Source organism: Afifella sp. H1R (genome assembly GCF_021462425.1).
Lineage (GTDB): Bacteria > Pseudomonadota > Alphaproteobacteria > Rhizobiales > Afifellaceae > Afifella > Afifella aestuarii.
On the sequence record NZ_JAKEDY010000003.1, the window covers coordinates 251807 to 277003 of the forward strand.

Consider the following 25197-nt stretch of genomic DNA (forward strand, 5'->3'; position numbering starts at 1 on the left):
GCCACTTTGCAAATCCGTATACTTTGCATTGCAGAGTTGATTGGAGCCGCTGGTGCGCGACCTTCAGAAGGCCCTCGCCGATATCGATGAGATCCGCAACCAGATGGCGGCGGCGACGGCGTTTCGTGGTTTTGGGCCGGGCGCGCTCGCGACGACCGGGGTGCTCGCCTTTTTTATGGCGGCGGCGCAGCAGGCTTTGATCGGTGCACCGCTTGCGAATCCCATCGCCTTTTTCGGCGGCTGGATCGCCACGGCCGTGATTTCGGCAATCATCATCGGCGTGGAGATGGCGGTGCGAACCCGGCGCCATCATGCCGGGCTCGCCGACGCGATGCTCTACAATGCCGTGCAGCAATTTCTGCCGGCGGGCGCGGCGGGAGCGCTTCTGACGCTCGCCATCGCGCGCGTCGCGCCGCAGGCCCTGTGGATGCTGCCGGGCCTGTGGCTCGTCTTCGTCAGTCTCGGGGTCTTCGCCTCGGCGCGGTCGCTGCCGCGCGGCATCCACCTCGCTGGTGTCTGGTATTTCGTTTCGGGCTTCGTCGTCTTCGCGCTTGCGAGCGAGGGCCCGCATCTGTCGCCCTGGATGATGGGCATTCCCTTTTCGGTCGGACAGGTGGCGATCGCCGCGATCCTTTATTTCGCGCCGGGAGAGGCCGATGGTTGAGACGAAGGGCACGTCCGCCCCGCCTGCTGCGCCCTATTCCTATGAAGGGCTGGACCGGGTGATCCACGAAAAGGCCCGGCTCGGCGTTCTGACCTCGCTCGCCACGCATCCGAAGGGCCTTGCCTTCGCCGATCTCCGAAAACTCTGCGGGCTGACGGACGGCAATTTGAGCCGGCATCTGCAGGTGCTCGAAGAGGCAGGGCTCGTGCGCCTCGACAAGGGCTTTGAGGGCAAGCGCCCGCTCACCACCTGCCGCATGACGGGAGAGGGGCGCCGCCGTTTCGTGGAGTATCTCGCGGTTTTGGAGCGGGTCGTGCGCGATGCCGCGGGTGCGACGGGCGCGGCGGATGAGGAGAGAGACCCCGTCGATGCCGAGGACGCGAAGGGACGGCTTCGGCCGAAGCTCGCCTGATTTCTCTTTTTTGCCAGGAGGCTTTGTAATGCAAAGTGGTCGCGACGACAGACTTCATGTCGCCATCATCATGGACGGCAACGGACGATGGGCGACGGCACGCGGCCTTCCCCGGAAAGCCGGCCACGAGGCGGGCGTCGAGACGGTGCGCCGCGTGGTGCGTGCCGCGCCGGAGGAAGGCATCGGCACGCTGACGCTCTACGCATTTTCGAGCGACAATTGGCGCCGGCCGAAGGCGGAAGTGGCGGCGCTGATGCAGCTGTTGCGGCACTATCTCGCCGGCGAGGTGGACGAACTCGTCGAAAACGGTGTCCGGCTCTCCGTGATCGGGCGGCGCGACCGGCTTCCCTTCGGGCTTGGCGCCGCGATCTCGAGGGCGGAGCGGGCGACGGCGGCGGGCCGCAAACTCCATCTGCGCATCGCCTTCGATTATTCCGCCCGCTGGGCGATCGCCGAGGCCGCAAGAAACTGCGCCGCAGCGGGCGACATATCCGAGGAGGCGATCGCGAGCCGGATTTCGGGAGCCGCGGCATCGCCCGACGTCGATCTCCTTCTGCGCACCGGCGGCGAAAAACGCTTAAGCGATTTTCTCCTCTGGGAGTGCGCCTATGCCGAACTCGCCTTCACCGGGGTGATGTGGCCCGATTTTGCGGCCGGCGATCTCGCCGAGACCGTCGCTGCCTTCCATCGCCGCGAGCGCCGCTTCGGTGGTCTGCCGGGTGAGGCCGTCGAAGACCGCTCCGCCGCCTGAAATCCGTACATTTCGCGAGCCGACATTCTCGCCGCGCGTGCCCGCGTGCCTCACAGAGATTACGGCGTGTCGCGGAAGAGCCATGATCGCGCGATGACGCGCCCTAAGCTCATCTTTGAGGATCGGGACTTCAAGGGAGCGGGGAATGCGGGATAAAGCGCGCGTGGTGGTGATCGGGGGCGGCGTCGTGGGCGTTGCGACCCTCTATCATCTGGCGAAAAAGGGCTGGTCGGATGTCGTTCTGGTGGAGCGGCGCGAGCTCACCTCCGGCTCCACCTGGCACGCCGCCGGCCTCCTGCCGCTCTTCAACATGAGCTACTCGGTCGGCCAGATCCACAAATACTCCGTGCGCTTCTACCAGGAGCTGGCGGAAGAGACCGGCATGGATACCGGCTTCCGCAAAGTCTCCAATGTGCGTCTTGCCCGCACCAGGGACCGCTGGGACGAATATCAATATTATGCGGGCGTGGCGCGCACGATCGGCGTCAATGTCGTCGAGATGACGCCCGAGGAGATCAAGGAGCGCTGGCCCTACGTCGACACCGACGGGATCCTGGGCGCCATCACCCATCCCGACGACGGCTATATCCAGCCGGCCGACCTCACCCAGGCTCTCGCCCGCGGCGCGCGCAATTTCGGCGCCGAGATCAACCGCAACACCACCGTTCTCGGCCTTGAACAGCAGCCGGACAATTCCTGGCTGGTGAAGACCGACAAGGGCGACATCCATGCCGAGCATGTCGTCTCCGCCACCGGCAATTTCGTGCGCAAGACCGGCGAGATGGTGGGCCTCGAAATCCCCGTCATCCCGGTCGAACACCAGTATATCGTCACTGAGCCCATCCCCGCGATCCAGGAATTCCGCAAGAGCGGCGGCGCCGAGCTCTGCGTTTTGCGAGAATCCGATTCCTCCTGGTATATGCGCGAGGAGGCAGGCGGTCTGCTCCTCGGACCTTATGAGAAGGGCGCCCCGGTCTGCTATGTCGACGGCCCCGATCCCAATTCCGAATACGAGCTCTTCCAGGACGATCTCGACCGGCTGATGCCGCATGTCGAGACGGCGATCATGCGCGTGCCCTATTTCGGCGAGGTCGGCGTCAAGAAGGTCTATAACGGCGCCATCGCCTATACGCCGGACGGTTCGCCGATGGTGGGCCCGGCCTGGGATCTGAAGAATTTCTGGCTGAACGAGGGGCATTCCTTCGGCGTGACGGCGGCGGGCGGCGCCGGCTGGCAGCTCGCCGAATGGATCGTCGAAGGCGAGCCCTCGCTCGATCTGACAGGTGTCGATCCGCGCCGCTTCGGCCCCTATGCCTCGCGCGGCTATCTCAAGGCGAAGAACGAAGAGGCTTACGCCAACGTCTTCACCATGCACTATCCCGACGAGGAGCGGGCGGCGGGCCGGCCCCTGAAGACCGCGCCGTGCTATTCACGCATGGCCGACCTCGGGGCGGTCTTCGGCTCCGTCTATGGCTGGGAGCGGCCGAACTGGTTCGCGCCTGCGGGCTACGAGGTGCCGGCCGAAGAGCTCGACGTCGACGACACGCTGACGAACGACAACCATCCGCCCGCCGACCATACGGGAAAGATCCGCGAGCGCTGGTCCTTCCGCCGCTCCAATTATTTCCCCTTCGTCGGCGAAGAGGTGAAGAATGTGACGAACGGCGTCGGCGTGCTCGACATGTCGGCCTTCGCCAAGATCGAGGTCTGGGGACCGGGCGCGCGTGCCTGGCTCGAGACGATTTTTGCCAACCGCATTCCGAAGAAACGTGGGCGCATCGCGCTCTGCCACCTGTTGACGCCGTCTGGTGGCGTGCGCTCCGAATTCACCGTCTACGAATGGGCGAAGGACCGCTTCTATCTCGTCTCCGCGGGCGCCTATGAGCGCCACGACCACGATGTTCTGATGAAGTTCGCGCCGATGGACGGGACGGTCCGTCTGCGTCCCATCACGACGCAGATGGGGGTTCTGGTCGTCGCCGGCCCGCGCTCGCGCGAGCTGTTGCAGAAACTCACCGATGCAGATCTCTCCAACGCCGCCTTCCCGTGGCTGTCGGGCCGCTTCGTCAATATCGGCATCGCCCAGGCACATGCGCTGCGCGTCAACTTTGTCGGCGAGCTCGGCTGGGAGCTGCATCATCCGATCGAGATGCAGAACACGATCTTCGACCTTCTCATGCAGGCGGGCGAAGAGTTCGGCATCAAGCCCTTCGGCATCCGCGCGATGGACACGATGCGGCTCGAAAAGAGCTACCGGCTCATCCCGCGCGAGCTGTCGATCGAATACACCGCCTATGAGAGCGGCCTCGACCGCTTCGTGCATCCGAACAAAGGCCAGTTCATCGGCCGCGACCAGCTCGTGGAAGCGCGCGAGAAGGGCGACCGCTGGACCTTCGTGACGATGGAGGTGTCGGGCGTCACCGATGCCGATGCGCGGGGTTCTGAACCGATCTTCAAGCCGGGAACCGACGAACTCGTCGGCCGGGCCACCTCCGGCGGCTATGGCTGGCGGCTTGGTGCCTCGCTGGCGCTTGCGATGGTGCGGCCCGAAGAGGCCGATCTTGGCGGCGAGCTGGAGATCCAGATTCTCGGCGAGCGCAAGCGTGTCACGATCATTGAGGAGAGCCCGTTCGACCCGAACAATGAGAGATTGCGGGGATAGTCTGAGACACAATATATGATTGACTTGAGGTGATCTTCCGGCACCACCATGGGGTATGGTTCGGAAGAGGTCTCTGCTTGAGAAGATGAGAGCCAATCCGCGAGCGGATTGGCAGATGACGGATATTATGCGGGTTTGTGCGGAGCACGGGCTTGTCATTGTGCCTCCGACAAGTGGCAGTCACTACAAGATTTCTTCTCCTGCACTACCTGATATCCTGACCGTGCCGGCAAGACGGCCGATAAAGCCCGTTTACATACGGCATCTGGTGAGCCTTTGTGATGCTCACCGGTATTGGTCTGCCAACAGGGAAAATGGGCATGACTGACTACGCGATCGTGATTGCTCCCTTGTCGAACGAGGATGGAGGCGGCTTTGTCGGGCGTGTCCCTGATCTTCCAGGCTGCATGTCGGATGGCGCGAGCGCCGAAGAGGCGCTGAGGAACACTCAGCTGGCGATCGTGGAATGGATCGAGGAGTGCAGACGCCTCGGTCGCAGCTTGCCCGAGCCCGGGGCTGGTCGAAGCAATCTCGCCGTGTCGTTCGATCCGAACAATGAGAGGCTCAGGGGATAGGGCGGCGAAAGCGTCTTGCCGGGCTTTCTCGGGTGGCTGTAGAGAGGGCGCCATGACCTTCCCGACCGCTCAGACGCCCCCCGAAGACTGCACCACGATGGACGAGGTGCGCGCCGAGATCGACCGGCTGGACCGGATCCTCGTGACGCTCCTGGCCGAGCGCCAGCGCTACATCGAAGCCGCCGGGCGGATCAAACCGCGCGCCGATGAGGTTCGGCTGCCCTGGCGGATCGAGGATGTCGTCGCGAAGGTGCTTGCGGAAGCCCGCACGCAAGGGCTCTCGGAGAAGATCGCCGAGCCGGTCTGGCGCGAACTGATCGATCGCTCGATCGACCATGAGCACGAGGTCTGGGACCGCCACCGAACAGCGGCCGCGCAAAAGAGCTCCTAGAGCGCTTCTATCGGCCGCCGCATGCCGGCGACGCCGAGCCACCCTCAAGTCGAGCGCGAGGCGACCTCGTCGAGGTGATGGAGGAGGTCGGCCGGGTCTTCATAGACGCGGAGCGCGCCGGCGCGTTCGAGCTCGTTCTGCCCGTAGCCGCCGGAAAGAAGCCCGACGCCGAGTGCCCGGCAGCGCGCCGCCGCCAGCATGTCCCAGATGGAATCGCCGACGACGATCGAGCGTTCGATCGGGACGTCGAGACGGCGGGCGGCTTCCACGAAGAGATCGGGATCCGGCTTGGCGTGGCGCACCTGGTCGCGCGTGACGACGGTCGCTGTGTCGGGTTCGACGCCGAGCGCCTTCAAATTCGCACCGGCCGTCTCCATCCGCCCGCTGGTGGCGATCGCCCAGGGGATGTTCTGCTCGCTCAAGGTCTTGAGAAGCTCCGAGGCGCCGGGCAGAGGCACGACCGAATGCACGAGGCGCTGATAGGCCTCCGCATGCAGGACGCGCAGCCGCTCCGCCATATCCGGGCCGACATCCTTGTCGATCTCGCGCAGGAGCTGGTGGGTGAAGAGCCCGCCGCTCATGCCGATCTTGCGGTGAATGCGCCAGACGGAAAGCGCAATGCCTTCATGGTCGAGCGCTTCGCGCCAGGCGAGAACGTGCTGATAGACGCTGTCGACGAGCGTGCCGTCGAGATCGAAGAGGAAGGCGTTGGACAAGGAAATCTCCATGCTGCGCTCGCTTGGGGTAAGGGGCGCTGCAGGGGAAAGAGGGCGCTAAGCGGTCACGTCAATCGGTCGGAGCTCAGGCATTAGCAGCCATGCGCTGATCAACGCGAAAAGCAACCGATTAACAACTTTAGGTTATAGCTGCTGATGCGTTCTGTCGACCGAACCAGAGTGTTTGATGATTGGGGGTGTGCATGCGATTTCTATATCTTTGGTCGGTGCTCGCCCTGGCAGCGTGTACCTCGACGCAGTCGACGGTTCCGGGACCATCTGGCCAGCCGGTTCATCAAGCAAAATGTTCTGGTTCTTCTGACGCCTGTTTAAAGAAGGCGGCTGAAACCTGCGGTGGACCCTATCAGGTTCTCGACAGCCATAGCAGCCGTGGTGGGCTCATCATTGATGATGGCTCTGGGATCATCAGCTGGTATTACCTCACATATCAATGCGGAAAGTCAGATGGACGAATGCCAAGGTTTGAATACCGCGGCGGTCCATCGATTAATGTGAGTTCTGACCCGCCCGTTCGCATGCCGGTTACCACTCAGTGCCACAGGGTTGGCCAAATGGTTTCGTGCAGCTCGTTCTAGCGGATGGCGCGGCGTGTGCCAGCCCCAATCCGGCAAATGTGATTTGGACGGACGCGACCGATGCCGGATGCTTCTTGCATGCGGCCTCGTCCGATCCTGTCTCTGTGCCTGACACTCGCGCTGGCCGGCGCGGGCATGCGGGCCTTTGCGGCCGAGGACACGCCCGTCGATCTCGAACTCGTGCTCGCCGTCGATGTCTCCTGGTCGATGGATTACGACGAGCAGGTGTTTCAGCGCGCGGGCTATGTCGCCGCCTTCCGCGATCCGGAGGTGATCAAAGCCATCCGTTCGGGCGGCTGGGGGCGCATCGCCGTCACCTATGTCGAATGGGCGGGTTCGAGCCTGCAAGAGGTCATCGTGCCCTGGACCTTGATCGAAGATGCGGCGAGCGCCCATGCCTTTGCCGGGGCTCTCGATACCACGACGAGCGGCCGCCTGCGCCGCACCTCCATCTCCGGTGCGCTCGGCTTTTCCTTCTCCGCCTTCGACGACAACGGCTATGCGGGGCTGCGCCGGGTGATCGACGTGTCCGGCGACGGACCCAACAATCAGGGCCTGCCGGTGACGGTGGAGCGCGACCGTCTCGTTGCCGCAGGGGTGATCATCAACGGCCTGCCGATCCTCCTGAAAGGGTCGAGCGGCCGGGGCTTCATGTCGATCCCGAACCTCGACGCCTATTACGAGGATTGCGTCATCGGCGGCACCGGCGCTTTCGCATTGCCGATCCGCGACGTCAGCGAGTTTTCGACGGCCATCCGCCAAAAACTGCTGTTGGAGATCGCCGATTATCCGCCGGCAAAGCCCTCCGTGCAGACGGTCGAGGACGCCCCGCGCGTCGATTGCATGATCGGCGAGAAGATGTGGATGCGCTGGCGGCGCATGAACGACGATTACTGAGGCGAGCCATCGGCCTCATGGCATCACGATGTCGTCCGCAGCCTGCGGTGTGCTGGTGCCGCGTTCGATTTCTTCCTCGAGGCGTCGGGCCCGTTCCCAGCGCGCCTTGAGCCCCCATCCTTCGATGCCGGAATAGGCATTGGAATAAACCAGGTTTTCGGCCCGTGAGCTGGCGATGAAATGCATGCGTCCGTCTTGCGGCGGAGGCCAGCTCTCCGCCCGGCCATATTTTCCGTAGAAGATCCTCTGGATGCGCGCCGCCATTCGGCTGGTTCCGCTGTCGCCGGCAAAACTGATGAATCCCGTTGTGAGGAAGGCTGTGAGGGCACTCGCGACGGTCCCCATCGCTTCCTTCTCGAAAGGCGCCGTGCCTTCCGGCACGGCAAGCGCCAAAGCCACGAGGATAACGAGGCCGGAGGCGAGCGCTGCGAGGCTCGCTGGAGCGACGATCCAGAGCTCCAGGAAAGCGAGACCGGCGCGCGGATACCACGGCAGGAGAAAGCGTCCGCAGGCATCCATGATCGTCGCGATCAGAATCGCGCTGACGACGAGGAGAACGACGCCGGTCCAGTGCCCGTGCACCAGAAGATCGGCGACGGCGACGCCGAAAAGGGCGAGGGAGAGCCCTTTCGCCGGTTGCCAGAGATCACCGAAGAGATCGCCGAGAAAGGCCGAGAGCCGCTCCATCCGGCTTCAGCTTTCGTGGGGCGGGTCATGCAGGCAGCGCCAGACCATCGTCCCGTCTGCCTTTCGCACTCTCGCCATGGGCTGATAAGGCACGGCCTTCTGGCATTCGTCGATGAGGGCGAGCGCTGCCACCGCCCGGGTGAGCGCGGAAATGGCAGCCACGGCGTCCCTGGCCACAAGGGCGCCTTCGGATCCCACAAGATGCTGCAACTGATCGATGCTCGTGCGGGCTTCCAGGAGCCTTTCCGCGTTGGAGCGGAAAGCCAGCGCCTCTCCGGCGCTCTCCTCGTGCGCGCCCACGGCCGAAGTTTGCTCTGCACGCAGATCCACGAGCAACCGCGTCGCGGCCGTCAGCGTCTGCAAGATCAGCGGAAGAGAAGAGGAGGTTTCTTTCCGATAATCTTCTCGTACGATTTCATGAGCTTGCAGACGAGAAAGCTCTTCCAGTGCACCGCGAAGGATGTTTCCCAGAGATGCCTGCGAATCCTGATCCTGAAAGATTTCCGCCATCGCATTCCCCCGTGACGACAGGAGAAATATAGACGGATCTCAGTCGTCGACAAAGAGGATTACGAGAGCGGCTTCTCGCGCCCCTGGCGTTCCTGTTGCGGCGAGCGGCCGTAGAGCTCGCGGTAGCATTTGGAAAAATGCGAGGCGGAGACGAAGCCGCAGGCGACCGCGACCTCTACGATCGGCACGTCCGACTGGATGAGGAGATGGCGCGCGCGGTCGAGCCGGATTTCCAGATAATAGCGCGCCGGAGAGCGCCCGAGATTGCGCCGGAAGAGCCGCTCGATCTGGCGGCGCGACAGCCCGGCGTAACGGGCGATGTCGAGCAGAGACAGGGGCTCGGCGACGTTCGCCTCCATCAACTCGATGATGAAGAGAAGTTTCGAATTCTGCAGGCCGAGGCGGGCGCGCAAAGGCAGGCGCTGGCGGTCCTGCGAGCCGCGCATGCGGTCCGTCAAAGCCTGTTCGCAAACCTTGGTGACGGTGGTGTCGCCGAGATCGATGCCGATGCGATGCAGCATCATGTCGAGCGCAGCCGTACCGCCGGCGCAGGTGGAGATGTTGTCGTCGACTTCGAAGAGATCGGCGTAGGCTTCGGCTTCCGGAAACCGTTCCTGAAAGGCGGGAAGAGATTCCCAGTGGATGGCGCAGCGCTTGCCGTCGAGGAGGCCGGCATCGGCGAGCACCCAGGCGCCGGTGTCGAGGGCGCCGATGCCGATTTTCTGGCGGTGGAGCGTGCCGAGCCAGCTGTTGAGCTCGCGGTTGTGGAAACGCTCCACGCCGAGCGAACCGCAGACGAAGACGAAGTCCGGACGGTCGTCGGTGCGGGCCCGATCCTTCGCTTCCTTGAGCGACATGTCGGCGTTCACCGCAATGCCGTTGGAGGCGGCAACGGGGGTGCCGTCGAGCGTGATGACGCTCCATCGGTAAGGGGCGTGGCCGCTCATCCGGTTGGCGATGCGCAGGGGCTCGACCGCCATCGCGAAGGCGAGCATCGTGAAGTTCGGCAACAGGAAAAAGGCGTAGTGATGCGTCCGGGGCGCCGGTGAGACAGGCTTGTGCGGCTTTTCTTTCACCGACGGACCGTGCAATGGCACCTCCCACCGACCGACAAGGTCGGGCGCCTATGTCGCAAACGGGCCATTGGCCCAGATTGGAAACGCTAGTAGGTCTTTGCTCGCGTGACAATGGCATGACGCGCCCGCCGGCGGCTTTCCTTCCTTTTGAGGCAAAGCCGTTTCGATCGAACGAGGCAGACAGGCAAAGGGGAAGACTTTTGAAGAGCGACATCGAGATTGCGCGGGCGGCTGCGCGCCGGCCAATCTGGGAAATCGGCGAAGGGCTCGGTATTCCGGCAGAATTTCTGGAGCCCTACGGCAACGACAAGGCCAAGGTCGCCACCCCTTTCATCGAATCCTTGCACGAGCGGCCAGACGGCAAGCTCATTCTCGTGACCGCCATCAGCCCGACGCCGGCTGGCGAAGGCAAGACGACGACCACCGTCGGCCTCGGCGATGGCATCAATCGCATTGGCAAGAAGGCCGTGATCTGCCTGCGCGAGCCCTCGCTCGGACCCTGCTTCGGCGTAAAGGGCGGCGCGGCCGGCGGCGGCTATGCGCAGATCGTGCCGATGGAAGACATCAACCTGCATTTTACAGGTGATTTCCACGCGATCTCGACCGCTCACAATCTCCTGGCGGCGATGATCGACAACCACATCCATTGGGGCAACGAGCAGGGCCTCGATCCACGCCGCGTCACCTGGCGGCGTGTCATGGACATGAACGACCGGGCGCTGCGCGACATCGTCTGTTCGCTCGGCGGCGTGGCGAACGGCTATCCGCGCGAGACGGGCTTCGACATCACCGTCGCCTCGGAAGTCATGGCCATTCTCTGCCTGGCGGAGGACCTGGAAGATCTGGAGCGCCGGCTCGGCAACATCATCGTCGGCTATCGCCGCGACAAGAGCGCGGTGACGGCGCGCGACCTCAAAGCCGACGGGGCGATGGCGACGCTCCTGAAGCAGGCGGTGAAGCCCAATCTGGTGCAGACGCTGGAGAACAACCCGGCCTTCGTGCATGGCGGACCGTTCGCCAACATCGCCCATGGCTGCAATTCTGTCATCGCCACCAAGACGGCCTTGAAGCTTGCCGATTACGTGGTGACGGAAGCGGGCTTCGGGGCCGATCTAGGCGCCGAAAAATTCTTCGACATCAAGTGCCGCATGGCGGGATTGAAGCCCGATGCGGTGGTGTTGGTCGCGACCATCAAGGCCTTGAAGATGAACGGTGGCGTGGCGAAGGAAGATCTGGGCCGCGAAGATGTGGCGGCGGTGGAACGCGGCTGCGCCAATCTCGGCCGGCATCTTGAGAATATCGGCCAGTTCGGTGTGCCGGCGGTCGTTGCGATCAATCATTTCACCAGCGACACCGAGGCCGAGATCGATTTCGTCAAAGCCTATGTCGCCGAACTCGGCGCCAAGGCGATCGTCGCCCGGCACTGGGAAGAAGGATCGGCCGGCATCGAGGATCTCGCCCGCGAGGCGGTAATGCTCGCCGACAGCGGCACGGCGAGTTTTTCGCCGCTCTATCAGGACGACCTCTCGCTCTTCAAGAAGATGGAGGCGGTCGTGCGCCGCATCTATCGCGGCGCGAATGTCGCCGCGAGCGAGACGGTTCTGGCGCAGCTGGCCGAGTGGGAAGAGAAGGGTTTCGGCCATCTTCCTGTCTGCATGGCGAAGACGCAGTATTCCTTCTCCACCGATCCGCATCGGCGCGGCGCGCCGGCGGGTCATACCGTCCCCGTGCGCGAGGTGCGGCTGTCGGCCGGCGCAGGCTTCGTCGTCGCCATCTGCGGGGAGATCATGACCATGCCCGGGCTGCCGAAGGAGCCGGCGGCAGAAAAGATCCGCCTGAATGCAGAAGGGTTGATCGAAGGTCTCTTTTGAAGCTTTTAAAGCGGCTGGTGCGGACGCCGCACCAGCCAAAAGCAAGAACGACAAGAAACGATCATCTCAGGGAAGGAAACAGCATGGCGGAAGCCGCAAAGATCGCACTCGTCACCGGCGCCGGGTCCGGCATCGGCAGGGAAACCGCTTCGGCCTTTTTGATGGCGGGCTGGAAGGTCGTTCTGACCGGCCGGCGCGAGGCGCCCTTGAAGGAAACGGTTGCGCTTGCGGAAGCCGACGAGGGCGATGCGCTGGTCGTGCCGGCCGATGTCGCGGATCCGGAATCCGTCGATGCCTTGTTCGGGAAGATCGAGGAAGCTTACGGCCGGCTCGACCTACTCTTCAACAATGCCGGTGCGAATACGCCAGGGGCACCGATCGACGAAATCCCGGTGGCGGAATGGAAGAAGGTCGTCGACATCAATCTGACCGGCTCTTTCCTGTGCGCACGTGGTGCCTTCGCCCTGATGCGGCGGCAGAAGCCGCAGGGCGGCCGCATCATCAACAACGGCTCGATCTCGGCCTATGCGCCGCGGCCCGGCAGTGTGCCCTATACCGCGTCGAAGCACGCGATCACGGGTCTGACCAAAACGCTCGCTCTCGACGGCCGGCCCTTCGACATCGCCTGCGGCCAGATCGATATCGGCAATGCGGGAACCGATATGGCGGCGGCCCAGGCAAAGGGGGTGCCCCAGGCGAACGGCAGCGTCGCCGTCGAGCCGCTCATGGATGCGCGCGAGGTGGCTGATGCCGTCCTGCACATGGCGTCGCTGCCTCTGTCCAGCAACATCCTCTTCATGACGGTGATGGCGACCAAGATGCCGTTCGTCGGCCGCGGCTGACAGCGGCCATCGGGCGTCTTCGGAGCGAACGCGCGCTGTTCGGCAGTCCTCTCTGGTCCCGGCTCTGTCGGGGCCAGAGAGGACGCGCGTGGCCCCTCCCGGATGATGGCGTCAGGAGTGGAGGCTCAGGCCGCGCGCGAACCGGCCTTTGTTTCGGAAAGCGCGGCTTTCAGCGGCTCGAGATAGGCTTCGTAGGCGCGCCAGGCTTCGACACGCCTGGTATGCACGGGCTCTCGCACCTGCGCATGCGAGGCGGTCTGCGTGAGGCGCTTGCTTTCGTGGAAGGCGAGGCAGCGCGGATCCCAGGGGAGACCGGCCGCATCGACGAGTTTCGGCGCGGCGTTTTCCGGATCTCCGACGAGCTCTTCATAGCGGCATTCGAACACCGTCTGCGGCAGCACCGCCGTGATGTGCGCGGTGAGCTCTTCGTAGAGCCCATAATAGCGCCCGAGCGTGGTGAGATCGCGCCGATAGGCGTGCCAGTCCCCGAGATCGGTGGTGAAGCAGGAAAAGCACGTCGCCATCGGGTCGCGCCGGGCGTGAATGAAGCGCGCCTTGGGGAAGAGAAGGGCGATCAGCCAGAGATGCAGGAAATTGTGCGGCGTCTTGTCGGTGATGCGCGCCGCAGGTCCCGCGATCTGTTTGAGCCGCTCCAGGTAGAGGGGCGCGATGCGCGACAGCTGTGCCCCATCGAGGCTTTGCAGATGTGCGGCGAGCTTTTCCGGCGGCACGGCGTTGCGCTCTCGCGTGAAGCGGATGCCGAGTTCGGAGACGGCGCGCTGAAAGAAAGGAAGCTCGCCCGCAGCCGCCGCCTGCGGATGCGCGGTAACGATCTGCTCCATGAGGCTGGTGCCCGAGCGCGGCATGCCGAAAATGAGAACCGGCACCTCGCTGTCATGCCCGAGGCTGCGGCGCTCTGAGAAGAAGTCGGGCGTCACCGCCTCTTTGAAGGCCGCCACCATCTCGGCGAAATAGCCGAGATCGAATTCCGGCAGCAGGGCGTTGCCGGCAGTCGCATGGGCGAAGGATTTCTCCTCCCGCTTCAGCCGTCGGTCGAGGCCGGAGAGGCCGAAATGCAGCATGCGCCGCTCGACCTTTGGATGCTTTGCGTCCTCGGCCATCGCTTCGATGTCGGCATATTCCGGCGGTTCGGCCTCGAAGCGGCCGGCTTCCAGCAGGCCGGCATAGACGACAGGCCGTCTGTCGCCAGAGGCGAGCATGTCCCGGTAGAGTTTTTCGGCGTCTGCGTTGCGGCCGCGATAGAGCACAAGGCCCGCGAGCCTGAGCTTCGCCGTCGGGTCGCGCGGATTGAGCTCGGCCGCGCGGCGCAGCATCTCTTCCGCCTTGTCGGCGTCGCCGGCGCGCAGATAGGCGCTGCCGAGGGCGGAGAGAAGCGCCGGCGCCTTGGGCGCGAGCGACACCGCCTCCTTGAGCTGGCGGAGGGCGGAGCTGATATCGCCGCTTTCCAGATAGGCGAGGCCGAGAAGATGGCGCGGTTCCGGCTCCTTGCGTTTGGCCGCGACGGCCGTCTTCAGCGGTTCGATCGCATCGGCCGGGCGGCCGACACCGACGAAGATGCGTCCGATCGCAAAATTGATCTGTGCGTCGCGGGGCAGAAGCGTCTGGGCCTGACGATAATGGGCGAGCGCCGCATCGAGCCGCCCGGCGCGCTCAAAGCCCGCCCCTTTGGCGACGATGGAGGCGGCCATGGCACGCTTTTCATCCGGCGAGCGCCGCCGCTTGCCGTCGGCCGAATGCGAATTGTCGTGGGTCATGGATGTATGAAGATGAATCCCGGAATGCTTGTCAATCGACGGGCGGGAGGCCGCACGGGCTTTTTGGAAACCGTGCGTTTCCCCTCAGAAATAGTGATGGCGCCGGGGCCGGCTCAGTCCGCGGCGACCATCCCACCGCCGCCCATATGCTGCGGCCTGCGCATGAAGAGGATGAGCGGCAGCACGGCGAGCGTGATCAACATCATCAGTTTGAAGTCGTCGATATAGGCGATCATCATGGCCTGCTGGTTGATGCTCTGGCTGAGGACGGCGATCGCCGTCTCCTGGCTCGCCCCGAGCGAACTCGCCGCCTGATCGAGGATCGGGTTGAAAGGCGTGATATGCGCACCGAGTTCGGCGTGATTGATCTGGATGTTGTGGGCGAGAACCGTCGTGACGACGGAAATGCCGACGCTCGAGCCGATATTGCGCAACAGGCTGAAGAGGCTGGCGCCGTCCGTGCGGAAGCGCGGCTCCAGGGTCGCGAAGGCGACCGTGGAGAGAGGCACCATGACGAGCCCGAGCCCCAATCCCTGGATGATGCCGCTCGAGATGAGCAGATGGTTGTCCATGAGCGGGGTGAAGCTGCTCATCTGGTACAAGGAATAGGCGGTGAGACACAGGCCGCAGAAGATCAGGATGCGCGGATCGACCCGCTGCACGAGCCGCCCGACGACGATCATGGAGATCATCGTGCCGACACCGCGGGGGGCGAGGACGAGACCTGTCGTCACCACCGGATAACCCATGATGTTCTGGAGCATCGGCGGCAGAAGAGCGAGGGCGGCGAGCAGGATCATGCCGACCATGAAGATCAGCACGAGGCCGGTGACGAGATTGCGGTCCTTGAAGATCTTGAGATCGAGGAACGGGTGCTCCGTGCTCAGCGCGTGGATGACGAAGATCCACAGGCCGGAGATGGTGAGGCCGAGCTCGATCCAGATTTCGGGCGAGGAGAACCACTCCACCTGCTCGCCGCGGTCGAGCAGCATCTGAAGAGCGCCGATGGCGATGGCGAGCATCGCAAAGCCGAAGAAATCGAAGCCGCGATGCCGGCGCTCCGTCTCCGGCAGGAAAACGAGCATGCCGATGAAGGCGACGATGCCGACGGGCAGGTTGACGAAAAACACCCAGCGCCAGTCGAAAGTGTCCGTGAGCCAGCCGCCGAGTGTCGGGCCGACGATCGGGCCGATCATGATGCCGGCGCCCCAGATCGCCATCGCCTGGCCGTGCTTCTCCTTCGGATTGATGTCGAGAAGCACCGCCTGCGAGAGCGGCACGAGGGCGGCGCCGCACAATCCCTGCAGAATGCGGAAGACGACCATCATTTCGAGGCTGGTCGAGAGACCGCACAGCATGGAGGTGGCGGTGAAGCCGACGACGCTGCCGAGAAAGAGCTCGCGCGTGCCGTAGCGATCCGACAGCCAGCCCGTGACCGGCGTCATGATCGCGGCGGCGACGATGTAGGAGGTCAAGACCCAGGTGACCTGATCCTGCGTCGCCCCGAGGCTGCCGCGCATGGACGGCAGCGCCACGTTGGCGATGGTCGTGTCGAGGATCTGCATGATCGTCGCCAGCATGATGAACACCGTCACCATGGGGCGATTGATCTCGCGCGGCGCCGCAGGGGCCGCCGCGTCCTGGGTCGTGGAAGTGGCCATGGTCAGTGCTGCGTCATACCCTGCGCGGCAACGGTTTCATGCGCCTGTGCCGTGGCAGTGGGAAAATTGAAGCCGAGAAAGGCGAGACCTTTTTCGACGAACTCCGGCATCTCCGGCGAGCGGCCGGTATCGACGGTCGCGCTGACGCTCATGCCGGTGCGCAGGGGAACGTCTTTCGGCAGATCGGCGATGGCGATGCGCACCGGGATGCGCTGCACGACCTTCACCCAATTGCCGGTGGCGTTCTGCGCCGGCAGCAGCGAAAACTCCGAACCGGTGCCTGCGCCGACGCTCGCCACCCGGCCTTTCAGCGGATGATCGGGATAGGTGTCGACGTCGATTTCGACGGGCTGGCCCTCACGCATATAGGTGAGCTCGGTTTCCTTGTAATTCGCTTCGACCCAGACTTCGTCGGTCTCCACGAGGCTCAGGACCGAGGTGCCGGAGGTGACGTACTGGCCGACGCGCAGCCGGTCCGTCTGGCTGACGATGCCGTTTGCCGGCGCCGTCACCACGGTGTGATCGAGGTCGAGCTCGGCCGCTTCAAGCTTCGCGAGCGCCTGCATGACTTCGGGATGCTCGTCGGTCGCGATGTCGGGATTGCCGGCAAGCGCCGCCTTGGCGCTCATGACGCTCTGCTCGGCTGACCGGGCCTTCGCCTGCGCCTGCTGCAGATCGAGCCGCGCCTTGTCGAGGGCCGATTGCGAGACGAACCCGCGATCGTGCAGGCGGTCCTGGCGGTTGAACGTGTCCTCGGCGAAGGTGAGGGACTGATCCGCCGATTCCTTGTCCGCGACCGCCGAGGCGTAGGCGGCTTTCATGCGCTCCACCTCGAGGCGGGCAGAGGCGACCGCCGCTTTGGCCTGATCGACGGCGACGCGATACTGCGCATCGTCGATGGCAAAGAGGAGATCGCCGGTCGTCACGGGTTGGTTCTCGCCGGCCCCGACCTTGACGATGCGCCCGGCGACTTCCGGCACGACATTGACCTTGTCCTGCTGGACATAGGCGTCTTCGGTCGAGATGTAGCGGCCGGAGGTCAGCCAGAAATAGCCGCCGCCGACGGCAAGGACGAGCGGCAGCGCGATCATCAGCGCCACACGCTTCTTGCGCGGCCGCTTCTTTTCGGGGTCGGGCGGGGCAGGATTCTGCTCGCGACTGTCCAAGGCTTCCAGAACTTCGCTGGAGCCTTCGTCCTCGTCGCTGGTCTCGTCCACTCGGTTCTGTGCCGGAGCTTTGGATGGGCGCGCATCCGCGACGTCGTCGTCGGGGAAGAGCGGCTCCTCACGTGGCTTTAAATCTTCACTCATAGGCTTCAGGCTTCCACATGCTGACGCTGCGGCTCGACCTCTTCCCCGGGCCGTTCCGACAGGTTACTGACAATTCGTTCAAGCGCGGTAAGCAGGGTCGCGCGTGTCCCCTCCGAGAGTCCGCTTTGCGCTTCCTCGAAGATCTCGTTTGCGAGATTGCGCATGTCCGGCAAAAGCTCACGTCCCTTGTCGGTGATGTGCAGCGTGCGGACGCGCCGGTCGTTCGGATCCTGCCGGCGTTCGATGAGGCCAGCGGTCTCCATGCGATCGACATGACGGCAGACGGTGATCGGCTCCATGTCGAGGAGCGCCGCAAGACCGGCCTGGTTGATGCCTTCGATCTTGGAAAGGCGCCCCATGATGTGGAGTTGCGCCGCGGTCATGCCGAACTGCCGTGAATTCTGTTCGAAGCGCCGCCTGAGCAGGCGCGCCGCATCCGTAATCAGAAATCCGAGAGATGTTTTGTGCTCCATAGGCGGGCATATAATAAGCATGCTTATAATGTGCAAATGAAATGTCCGTAAGGGACCTCATCCAAATGGCTTAGTCGGAAGAGGTGAAAAGGGCGTAGAGCGACAATCGGACGTCGCTCGTGCATTTGCTCTTAAGGCCTGCGGCGGCTAAACGGCTCTCATGCAGCGCTACAACGTCGTCCGCCTCATTCGAGAAGGCCTGAGCGGCCACAAGGGCTGGCAGCCCGCGTGGCGCAAAGCGGAGCCTAAACCCTCCTACGATGCGGTGATCATCGGCGGCGGCGGCCATGGGCTGGCGACCGCCTACTATCTCGCCAAGCTCCACGGCATGACCAACATCGCCGTCGTGGAAAAGGGCTGGATCGGCGGCGGCAATTCCGGCCGCAACACCACCATCATCCGTTCCAACTATCTCTACGATGCTTCGGCCGCGCTTTATAACCACGCGCTGACCTTGTGGAAGGATCTGTCGCGCGAGCTCAACTACAACATCATGATGAGCCATCGCGGCGTTCTCAATCTCGCCCATGACGAGGGCGAGGCGCGCCAGCTGAAGCGCCGCGTGGAAGCGAACCGTCTGAACGGCGTCGAGGCCGAGTGGCTGGAAGCCAAGGAAGTGAAGGCCTTTTGCCCGCCGATTTCGGTGGCGGCCGATGCCCGTTATCCGGTGATCGGCGCGACCCTGCAGCGCGACGGCGGGGTCAATCGGCATGACGCCGTCGTCTGGGGTTTTGCGCGCGCCGCCTCCGACATGGGTGTCGACATCATCGAGCAATGCGAGGTGACGGGCATCGACACGGATAAGGACGCGATCACGGGTGTCCGCACGACGCGCGGCACGATCGCGACCGGAAAGGTCGCCTGTGTCACCGCCGGCCACACCTCGGTGATCGCCGGCATGCTCGGCCTGCGCCTGCCGATCGAAAGTCATCCGCTGCAGGCACTCGTCTCAGAACCTTTGAAGCCGGTTCTGCCATGTGTGGTCATGTCGAATGCCGTCCACGTCTATATGAGCCAGTCCTCGAAGGGCGAGCTCGTCATCGGCGCCGGCATCGATCCTTATCTGTCCTATGCGCAGCGCGGCTCCTTCGACATCATCGAGCATCAGATGGCGGCGCTGATCGAGCTCTTCCCGTTCGTTTCTCGGGTTCGGATGATGCGCCAGTGGGGCGGCATCGTCGATGTCTGCCCGGATGCCTCGCCGATCATTTCCAAGACGCAGGTGAAGGGCTTCTATATCGACGGCGGCTGGGGCACCGGTGGCTGGAAGGCGACGCCGGGATCCGGTCACGCCATGGCCGATCTCGTCGCCAATGACGAGCCGAACGCGATCGCCGCACCGTTCACGCTGGAGCGCTTCGTCACCGGCAACCTCGTGGCCGAGCACGGCGCGGCAGCCGTCGCGCATTAGGAGAAGCCCCATGTTTGTGATCTCCTGCCCCTATTGCGGCGCGCGCGACCAGTCCGAATTCTCCTATGGCGGCGAGGCCCATATCGCCCGGCCGGAATGGCGCGAAGATATGAGCGACGCCGAATGGGCCGATTTCGTCTTCATGCGGTCGAACCCGAAAGGCGTCCTCGCCGAGCGCTGGGTGCATTCCGCCGGCTGCCGCCGCTTCTTCAACATGCTGAGGAACACCGCGACCGACGAAATTCTCGCCGTCTACAAGATCGGCGAGAGGGCTCCGGAGGTGCAGGCGAAGCTGCCCGCGACGCCGTGCGGCGAAGCGCCGATCGGCTCGGGCAATGATGCCGTCAAGGTGATGCAGCCGGGCGAGGCCGAGTGATGTCGAAGCAGCCGTTCCGCACGCCACAGGGTGGTCTCGTCCAGCGTTCGCGCACCATCCGTTTCACCTATGACGGCATTTCCTATCACGGCCATCCGGGCGACACGCTCGCCTCGGCCTTGATCGCCAATGGCCGCCACATGGTGGCGCGGTCTTTCAAATATCACCGTCCGCGCGGCATCTACGCGGCAGGCTCCGCCGATCCGGCAGGCCTTGTCGCGATCGGCGTCGATTCCAAGCGCTTCGATCCCAACACCCGCGCCGCCGAGCAGGAAATCTACGACGGGCTGGTGGCGAGTTCGCAGAATTGCTGGCCGTCTCTCGGCACGGATATCGGCGGCATCCTCGATCCCTTCTGGCGCTTCATGCCGGCGGGCTTCTACTACAAGACCTTCAAGGGCCCTCCGGGCACCTGGACCGCGCTGTTCGAGCCGCTGATCCGCGCCTTCGCGGGCCTCGGGCGTGCGCCGGAGGCGGGCGATCCCGACCGCTACGAGACCGTGAACCGGCATTGCGACGTCGTTGTCGTGGGCGCCGGCCCCGCCGGCCTGATGGCGGCGCTCGCCGCCGGACGCTCCGGTGCGCGCGTCATCCTGGTCGAAGAGACGGACCGCCTCGGCGGCTCCATCCTGTCGCGCGATCCCGAGAGATTGTCTCTGGGCGGTGTGCAGCCGGCGCAATGGGTGGCCGACATCCAGAACGAGCTTGCCGCGCTGCCCGAGGTGACGATCCTCACCCGCACCAACGCCTTCGGATATTACGGCAACAATTTCCTCGGTCTTTGGGAGAAGGTCTCCGACCATCTGCCGAAGGAGAAGCGCCTCGGCCATCTGCCGCGCCAGCGCCTGTGGCGGGTGCGCGCGAAGGAGGTGGTGCTGGCGGCCGGCGCGCTGGAGCGCCCACTCGTCTTCCACGAAAACGACCGCCCGGGCATCATGCTCGCAAGTGCGGCGCGCACCTTCCTGCACCGCTACGGCGTGCTCGCCGGCAAGCGGCCTGCGATCTTCACCAACAACGATACCGGCTGGGTGACGGCCTTCGATCTGGCCCGCAACGGTGCGGAGATCGCCGGCATCATCGATGTGCGCTCCGATCTCTCCGGCGAGCATATGGCAGAGGCGGCACGGCTCGGCATTCCGATCCATGCAAGCTCGACGGTGGTCGGCACCTCCGGCCGCCACCGCGTCAATCAGGTCGAGGTGCGCCCGCTGCATCGCGACGGCAGCGTCGGCACGAGTTTTTCCCACATCGGGTGCGATCTTCTGGCGGTTGCCGGCGGCTATGCGCCGAACGCCGCGCTGTTTTCGCAATCGCGCGGCAAGCTGCGCTACGACCCCGAACTCGCTGCCTTCCGCCCCGGCCGCTCCTGGCAGAAAGAGCGTTCGGCCGGCGCCTGCAACGGCACCTATGCGCTCACCGACGTGTTGGCCGAAGGTGCCCGCGCCGGTGTGGAAGCGTCGGCGCAGGCGGGCTTTGATTCCGGCGATGTGACGGTTCCCGACGTCGATGGCGTGGAACTCGGCCAGGGCCATTTGAAGGTGATGCCGGAGATGCCCTCGCATCTGCCGCCGCACCGCCGCCGCGCCTGGATCGATCTCCAGGACGACGTGACCACGAAAGATCTGCGGCTCGCTCTGCAAGAGGGCTATCAGGCGGTGGAGCATGCCAAGCGCTACACCACCACCGGCATGGGCAACGATCAGGGCAAGATCGCCAACCTGAACGCCTTCGCCTTCATCGCCAACGAGCGCGGCGAGGAACTGCCGGCCGTCGGCACGACGACGTTCCGCCAGCCCTATAAGCCGGTGACGTTTGCGGCGATCGCCGGTCAGCATGTCGGGCCACATTTCGCCCCGCGGCGGACGACGCCGATGCATGGCTGGCATCGCCGCCGTGACGCCGTCTTCGAGCCCGTCGGCGACTGGCTGCGTCCGCGGGCCTATCCGCGCGAGGGCGAGGATTTCTTCCAGGCGGTGCAGCGCGAGGCCCGTGCGGCACGCACCGATTGCGGCGTTCTCGACGCCTCGACGCTCGGCAAGATCGACGTGAAGGGGCCGGATGCGCGCGAGTTTTTGAACCGCGTCTACACCAATTCCTGGTCGAAGCTCGCGCCCGGCCGCTGCCGCTACGGGCTGATGCTCGGTGAGGACGGCATGGTCGCCGACGATGGCGTGACCGCCTGCATCGCCGACGATCACTTCCACATGACGACGACGACGGGCGGCGCGGCTTCGGTCCTCGCCAAGCTCGAGGATTATCTGCAGACGGAATGGCCGGATCTGAAGGTCTTCCTCACCTCCGTCACCGAACAATGGGCCGTCGCCTCGATCTGCGGACCGAAATCCCCGGCGCTGATCGCCGAGCTTCTCGACGATTTCGATGCCGATCCCGAGCGCTTCAAGTTCATGGACTGGCGCGACGCGACCATGGGCGGCATCCCGGTGCGCGTCTTCCGCATCTCGTTCACCGGCGAGACCTCTTACGAGATCAATATTCCGGCGACCTATGGGCGCTGGATGTGGCGGCAGATCATGGAGAAGGGCGCCAGACACGGCATCACGCCCTATGGCACGGAGGCGATGCATCTCCTGCGCGCCGAAAAGGGTTTTGTCATCGTCGGCCAGGACACCGACGGCACGGTCACGCCCGGCGATCTCAGAATGGACTGGATCGTCAAGAAGAGCGGCGATTTCATCGGCCGCCGCTCGCTGTTCCGCACCGATACGGTGCGGACGGATCGCCGCCAGCTCGTCGGTATTTTGACGGAAGACCCCGATCTCGTTCTGGAAGAAGGCGCCCATCTGATCGAGCGTCGCAACGAGCCCGAACCGCCCGTGCCGGTTCTGGGGCATGTCACGTCGAGCTATTACAGCCCCAATATCGGCCGTTCGATCGCGCTTGCGCTCGTCTCCGGGGGCGGCGGGCGGATCGGTGACCGGATTTTTGCCACGCGCGGCGGCGAGCCGACCGTGCCGGTGCGCGTGACGGAGATCGACTTCCTGGATCTGAACGAAAAGGGCGCACTGCCGCAGGCCGTGCGCCGGGAGGGCGGCCATGGCTGAGAATGCGACGAAGTCGTCTGAAGCTGTGGCGCCGCCTGAAGGCCTGACTCCGCCGGAGCGACGCACGCCGCTGGCGCTGCGCCAGCCCGTGGAAGGAGCGCCGGGAACGCTGCGCCTTGCCGAAACGCCCTTCGCGGGCAAATTCATTCTGCGGCTCGATCCGGCGAGCGGGGGCGAGGCGTTTCGCGAGGCGGCGGGTCTCGATCTGCCGGCGGCACCATTGATGTCCGTCGTCAACGGCGAGCGGGTCGTCTTCTGGCTCGGACCCGACGAATTCCTGCTTCTGGTGCCGGAGGCGGAGGCTGCAGCCTTTGCCGAGGCGGTGGAGAAAGGCCTCGCGGGTCAGCACCACCAGCTCGTTGATGTGAGCGATTATTACACCGCGGTCGAGATCTCCGGCCGCAAGGCGCGCGAAGCCTTGATGAAGCTGACGACGCTCGATCTGCATCCGCGCGGCTTTCCGGTCGGGCATGTCGCGGGCTCCAATTTCGCGCGCGCCCAGGGCTGGCTGTGGCTGGAGCACGGGGAGGAGGAGACCGCACGCTTCCGTCTTTATGTGCGCTGGTCGATGGCGGATTATCTGTGGTGCGTGCTCGCCGATGCCGGACGCGAATGGGGCGTGCCGGAACAAATCCCGGCAGCCGACGAAACCTTCCTCACAGAAAGCGTGCATTCAAAGAAAGCGTGAGCGCCTCGGCGCCACAGCGTGATCGCGGCGGGGGCAGGCGATGACACAGACGGCACATGCGAGCTTCTGGGACAAGATCGCCGAGCGCTACGCGGCACGGCCGATCAAGGATCCGGAAGCTTATGAAGCGATGCTGGCCGATGCGTCCGGCCGGTTTGCGCCGACCGACCGCGTCCTGGAGATCGGCTGCGGCACGGGCGGAACGGCGATCCGCCTTGCGCCCTTCGTGGCGGAATGGATCGCGACCGATTTCTCGCCCGAGATGCTGCGCATCGCCAAGGCGAAGCCGGCGCCGGGCAATCTGCGCTTCGTCCTCGCCGATGCGCAAAGCGCTTTCGACGGTGGACCGTTCGATGCGATCTGCGCCTTCCAGGTGCTGCATCTGGTCGATGACCTCGAAGGCACGCTGGCCGCAATCCACGCGCATCTGAAACCCGGCGGGATGATGATCGCCAAGACCTGGTGTTTTGCCGATATGAGCCTGAAGCTGCGCGCCCTGTTCCTCGGGCTGCGAACCTTCGGGCTTTTCCCAAAGGCGAATGCGCTGACCAAACCGGCTCTGCGCGAGGCGATTCGCCAGGCGGGTTTCGAGATCGTCGACGAACGTGTCTTCGGCACGAACCCGCACGGCCCCTATATCGTCGCGCGGAAAGGCTGAGACGACCTCGCCAAAGTCGTCGATGCGCAGGCAGGGCGGCTGGCGCGCCAGCCGCCTCCTCAACAATCCTCGTTCGAGATCGACATTTCGGCGACGAGATTTTCGTCTGCATCCAGATACCGGAAGCGCGTCACCCAGCCGAATTCGGCCACGACCGGATCCTGACACGTTGATGGCGTGACGCGCGGTTTCATCGTATTCGCGAGCCAGGCTTGGATGGACGCGGCATCGATGTCGGACGACGCGAACGAATATCGGTAGACGATCTCCTTTTCGCTGGCATCGAAATTCACCTCTTCCAGCGTCGTCATCTCATTCAATTGCTTGGGCAGGCGCTCGTTCTGGATGGCGACTCGCTCTTCGACGCGATCGGCGACCTGTGCCTGGAAAAGCATGCGCGAGGCCTCGTCCTGCAACGTGCGCAATCCGACGCTGATGACGACCGCGGCGAGAGCGATGGCGATGCGCACGATGCGCCATGCCGGGACATAGGCCGGCCGTTCGGGAGCTTTCTTCGGGGAGGCAAAGATGAGCCAGAGATTGGCGATCGGCACGATCCCGAGAAGCGCGAAGCCGCGTGTCCGCCCCGCATCTTTTGCACGAAGCAGCGCGGCGTAGGCATAGGCGACGCCTGCCAGCGCAAACATGGTCGGCACGCTCCAGAAGGCGGCTTCCGGCGGATTGCCATCGAATATCCCGTAGATTTCGATCGTCAGAAGCGTCGCGCCGAACGTCAGCACGAGAGAAATCCCGGCCTGCCAGATCATGTAGATCATGATCGAGCCCTTATTCGACGTGATCGGCTCCTCATCGAGAGGGCCCGTCTTCTTGAAGGTGTCGTAGGCGATAAAAACAAGAAAGCCGATGACCAGCGACGTGAGCAGCGTAACCACGCTCATAGCTTGCTCAGAACTCAAGATTGTCTCCAGATCATGTCGGGATGTGTCGGCAGCCAGGTGCACCAGGCGAGCGAAGCGATCGAGCGCTGCCAGAGCGACAGCACCGCGCGAAATAAGTTGATTCTAAAGTGCGGGAAAGAGCAGCCGTTCATGCCGCGTGTCCGGACAGGCAAGACGGCTAAGAACGGTCCTGACGCAATCCTCCGAGATGCACCGAGCGACCGCGCAACGGGG

23 protein-coding genes are annotated in these 25197 nt (G+C 64.2%); 14 read left to right on the plus strand and 9 right to left on the minus strand.

The window, feature by feature from the left end; genetic code table 11:
* Window positions 1-52: 52 nt before the first annotated feature.
* The 6 genes from L0F51_RS18220 (at window position 53) to L0F51_RS18245 (ending at window position 5455) form a co-directional block, all read left to right on the plus strand.
* Entirely contained in the window at window positions 53-664 is a 612-nt protein-coding gene (locus L0F51_RS18220; RefSeq protein WP_234630593.1) for a hypothetical protein, read from the plus strand.
* Window positions 657-1076 carry a transcriptional regulator gene (locus L0F51_RS18225; RefSeq protein ID WP_234630594.1) on the plus strand — a complete coding sequence of 140 codons (420 nt, stop codon included), beginning with the start codon at window positions 657-659 and terminating at the stop codon, window positions 1074-1076. The genes L0F51_RS18220 and L0F51_RS18225 overlap by 8 nt, the downstream gene beginning before the upstream one ends.
* Before the next feature lie 28 nt (window positions 1077-1104).
* Window positions 1105-1827 carry a di-trans,poly-cis-decaprenylcistransferase gene (locus L0F51_RS18230; RefSeq protein WP_234630595.1) on the plus strand — a complete coding sequence of 241 codons (723 nt, stop codon included), beginning with the start codon at window positions 1105-1107 and terminating at the stop codon, window positions 1825-1827.
* 145 nt (window positions 1828-1972) lie between these two features.
* On the plus strand, window positions 1973-4489 hold the full coding sequence (locus L0F51_RS18235) for an FAD-dependent oxidoreductase (protein ID WP_234630596.1): 2517 nt from the start codon (window positions 1973-1975) through the stop codon (window positions 4487-4489).
* Between the two features lie 320 nt (window positions 4490-4809).
* The gene (locus tag L0F51_RS18240) at window positions 4810-5064 is read left to right on the plus strand and encodes a type II toxin-antitoxin system HicB family antitoxin (RefSeq protein ID WP_234630597.1); all 255 of its coding nucleotides are present in this window, start codon (window positions 4810-4812) and stop codon (window positions 5062-5064) included.
* Window positions 5065-5116: 52 nt separating this feature from the next.
* Window positions 5117-5455, plus strand: a complete 339-nt coding sequence (locus L0F51_RS18245) for a chorismate mutase (RefSeq protein WP_234630598.1) — start codon at window positions 5117-5119, stop codon at window positions 5453-5455.
* Between the two features lie 44 nt (window positions 5456-5499).
* On the opposite strand, the gene L0F51_RS18250 is transcribed toward L0F51_RS18245, so the two are convergent.
* Complete coding sequence (locus L0F51_RS18250) at window positions 5500-6183, minus strand: HAD family hydrolase (RefSeq protein ID WP_234630599.1); 684 nt, start codon at window positions 6181-6183, stop codon at window positions 5500-5502.
* A 662-nt stretch (window positions 6184-6845) separates the two neighbouring features.
* Here L0F51_RS18250 and L0F51_RS18255 point away from each other — a divergent pair.
* Entirely contained in the window at window positions 6846-7664 is an 819-nt protein-coding gene (locus tag L0F51_RS18255; RefSeq protein WP_234630600.1) for a DUF1194 domain-containing protein, read from the plus strand.
* Window positions 7665-7679: 15 nt separating this feature from the next.
* Here the strand turns inward: L0F51_RS18255 and L0F51_RS18260 are convergent, their stop codons facing one another.
* Genes L0F51_RS18260 through L0F51_RS18270 form a run of 3 tightly spaced genes read right to left on the minus strand, consistent with a single transcriptional unit; the run spans window position 7680 to window position 9856 of the window.
* Entirely contained in the window at window positions 7680-8351 is a 672-nt protein-coding gene (locus tag L0F51_RS18260) for a hypothetical protein (protein WP_234630601.1), read from the minus strand.
* 6 nt (window positions 8352-8357) lie between these two features.
* The gene (locus L0F51_RS18265; protein ID WP_234630602.1) at window positions 8358-8861 is read right to left on the minus strand and encodes a hypothetical protein; all 504 of its coding nucleotides are present in this window, start codon (window positions 8859-8861) and stop codon (window positions 8358-8360) included.
* Between the two features lie 59 nt (window positions 8862-8920).
* Window positions 8921-9856 carry a GlxA family transcriptional regulator gene (locus tag L0F51_RS18270; protein WP_234630818.1) on the minus strand — a complete coding sequence of 312 codons (936 nt, stop codon included), beginning with the start codon at window positions 9854-9856 and terminating at the stop codon, window positions 8921-8923.
* A 281-nt stretch (window positions 9857-10137) separates the two neighbouring features.
* Between L0F51_RS18270 and L0F51_RS18275 the strand changes: the two genes are divergently transcribed.
* A complete protein-coding gene (locus tag L0F51_RS18275; protein ID WP_234630603.1) occupies window positions 10138-11808 on the plus strand; it encodes a formate--tetrahydrofolate ligase in 1671 nt (556 codons plus the stop codon).
* 83 nt (window positions 11809-11891) lie between these two features.
* Window positions 11892-12650, plus strand: a complete 759-nt coding sequence (locus L0F51_RS18280) for an SDR family oxidoreductase (RefSeq protein ID WP_234630604.1) — start codon at window positions 11892-11894, stop codon at window positions 12648-12650.
* 125 nt (window positions 12651-12775) lie between these two features.
* On the opposite strand, the gene L0F51_RS18285 is transcribed toward L0F51_RS18280, so the two are convergent.
* The 4 genes from L0F51_RS18285 to L0F51_RS18300 all read right to left on the minus strand — a co-directional run bounded on the left by L0F51_RS18285 (window position 12776) and on the right by L0F51_RS18300 (window position 17779).
* Window positions 12776-14425, minus strand: a complete 1650-nt coding sequence (locus L0F51_RS18285; RefSeq protein WP_234630605.1) for a sulfotransferase — start codon at window positions 14423-14425, stop codon at window positions 12776-12778.
* A 113-nt stretch (window positions 14426-14538) separates the two neighbouring features.
* On the minus strand, window positions 14539-16086 hold the full coding sequence (locus L0F51_RS18290) for a DHA2 family efflux MFS transporter permease subunit (protein WP_234630606.1): 1548 nt from the start codon (window positions 16084-16086) through the stop codon (window positions 14539-14541).
* Window positions 16087-16088: 2 nt separating this feature from the next.
* Entirely contained in the window at window positions 16089-17396 is a 1308-nt protein-coding gene (locus L0F51_RS18295; RefSeq protein ID WP_234630607.1) for an HlyD family secretion protein, read from the minus strand.
* Window positions 17397-17401: 5 nt separating this feature from the next.
* On the minus strand, window positions 17402-17779 hold the full coding sequence (locus L0F51_RS18300; protein WP_234630608.1) for a MarR family winged helix-turn-helix transcriptional regulator: 378 nt from the start codon (window positions 17777-17779) through the stop codon (window positions 17402-17404).
* A gap of 250 nt (window positions 17780-18029) precedes the next feature.
* On the opposite strand from L0F51_RS18300, the gene L0F51_RS18305 reads away from it, so the two are divergent.
* The 5 genes from L0F51_RS18305 to L0F51_RS18325 are packed head-to-tail and all read left to right on the plus strand — an operon-like array spanning window position 18030 to window position 24064.
* A complete protein-coding gene (locus L0F51_RS18305) occupies window positions 18030-19280 on the plus strand; it encodes a sarcosine oxidase subunit beta family protein (protein ID WP_234630609.1) in 1251 nt (416 codons plus the stop codon).
* Window positions 19281-19290: 10 nt separating this feature from the next.
* The gene (locus tag L0F51_RS18310) at window positions 19291-19656 is read left to right on the plus strand and encodes a sarcosine oxidase subunit delta (RefSeq protein WP_128292645.1); all 366 of its coding nucleotides are present in this window, start codon (window positions 19291-19293) and stop codon (window positions 19654-19656) included.
* A complete protein-coding gene (locus L0F51_RS18315; RefSeq protein WP_234630610.1) occupies window positions 19656-22718 on the plus strand; it encodes a sarcosine oxidase subunit alpha family protein in 3063 nt (1020 codons plus the stop codon). Before L0F51_RS18310 ends, L0F51_RS18315 begins: the two co-directional genes overlap by 1 nt.
* Window positions 22711-23406 carry a sarcosine oxidase subunit gamma gene (locus L0F51_RS18320; RefSeq protein WP_234630611.1) on the plus strand — a complete coding sequence of 232 codons (696 nt, stop codon included), beginning with the start codon at window positions 22711-22713 and terminating at the stop codon, window positions 23404-23406. The genes L0F51_RS18315 and L0F51_RS18320 overlap by 8 nt, the downstream gene beginning before the upstream one ends.
* Before the next feature lie 40 nt (window positions 23407-23446).
* Window positions 23447-24064 (plus strand): class I SAM-dependent methyltransferase, encoded by a 618-nt coding sequence (locus L0F51_RS18325; protein ID WP_234630612.1) that lies wholly within the window; start codon window positions 23447-23449, stop codon window positions 24062-24064.
* A gap of 59 nt (window positions 24065-24123) precedes the next feature.
* On the opposite strand, the gene L0F51_RS18330 is transcribed toward L0F51_RS18325, so the two are convergent.
* Window positions 24124-24981: a hypothetical protein gene (locus L0F51_RS18330; protein WP_234630613.1), complete on the minus strand. Its 858-nt coding sequence runs from the start codon at window positions 24979-24981 to the stop codon at window positions 24124-24126.
* Window positions 24982-25197 lie beyond the last annotated feature (216 nt).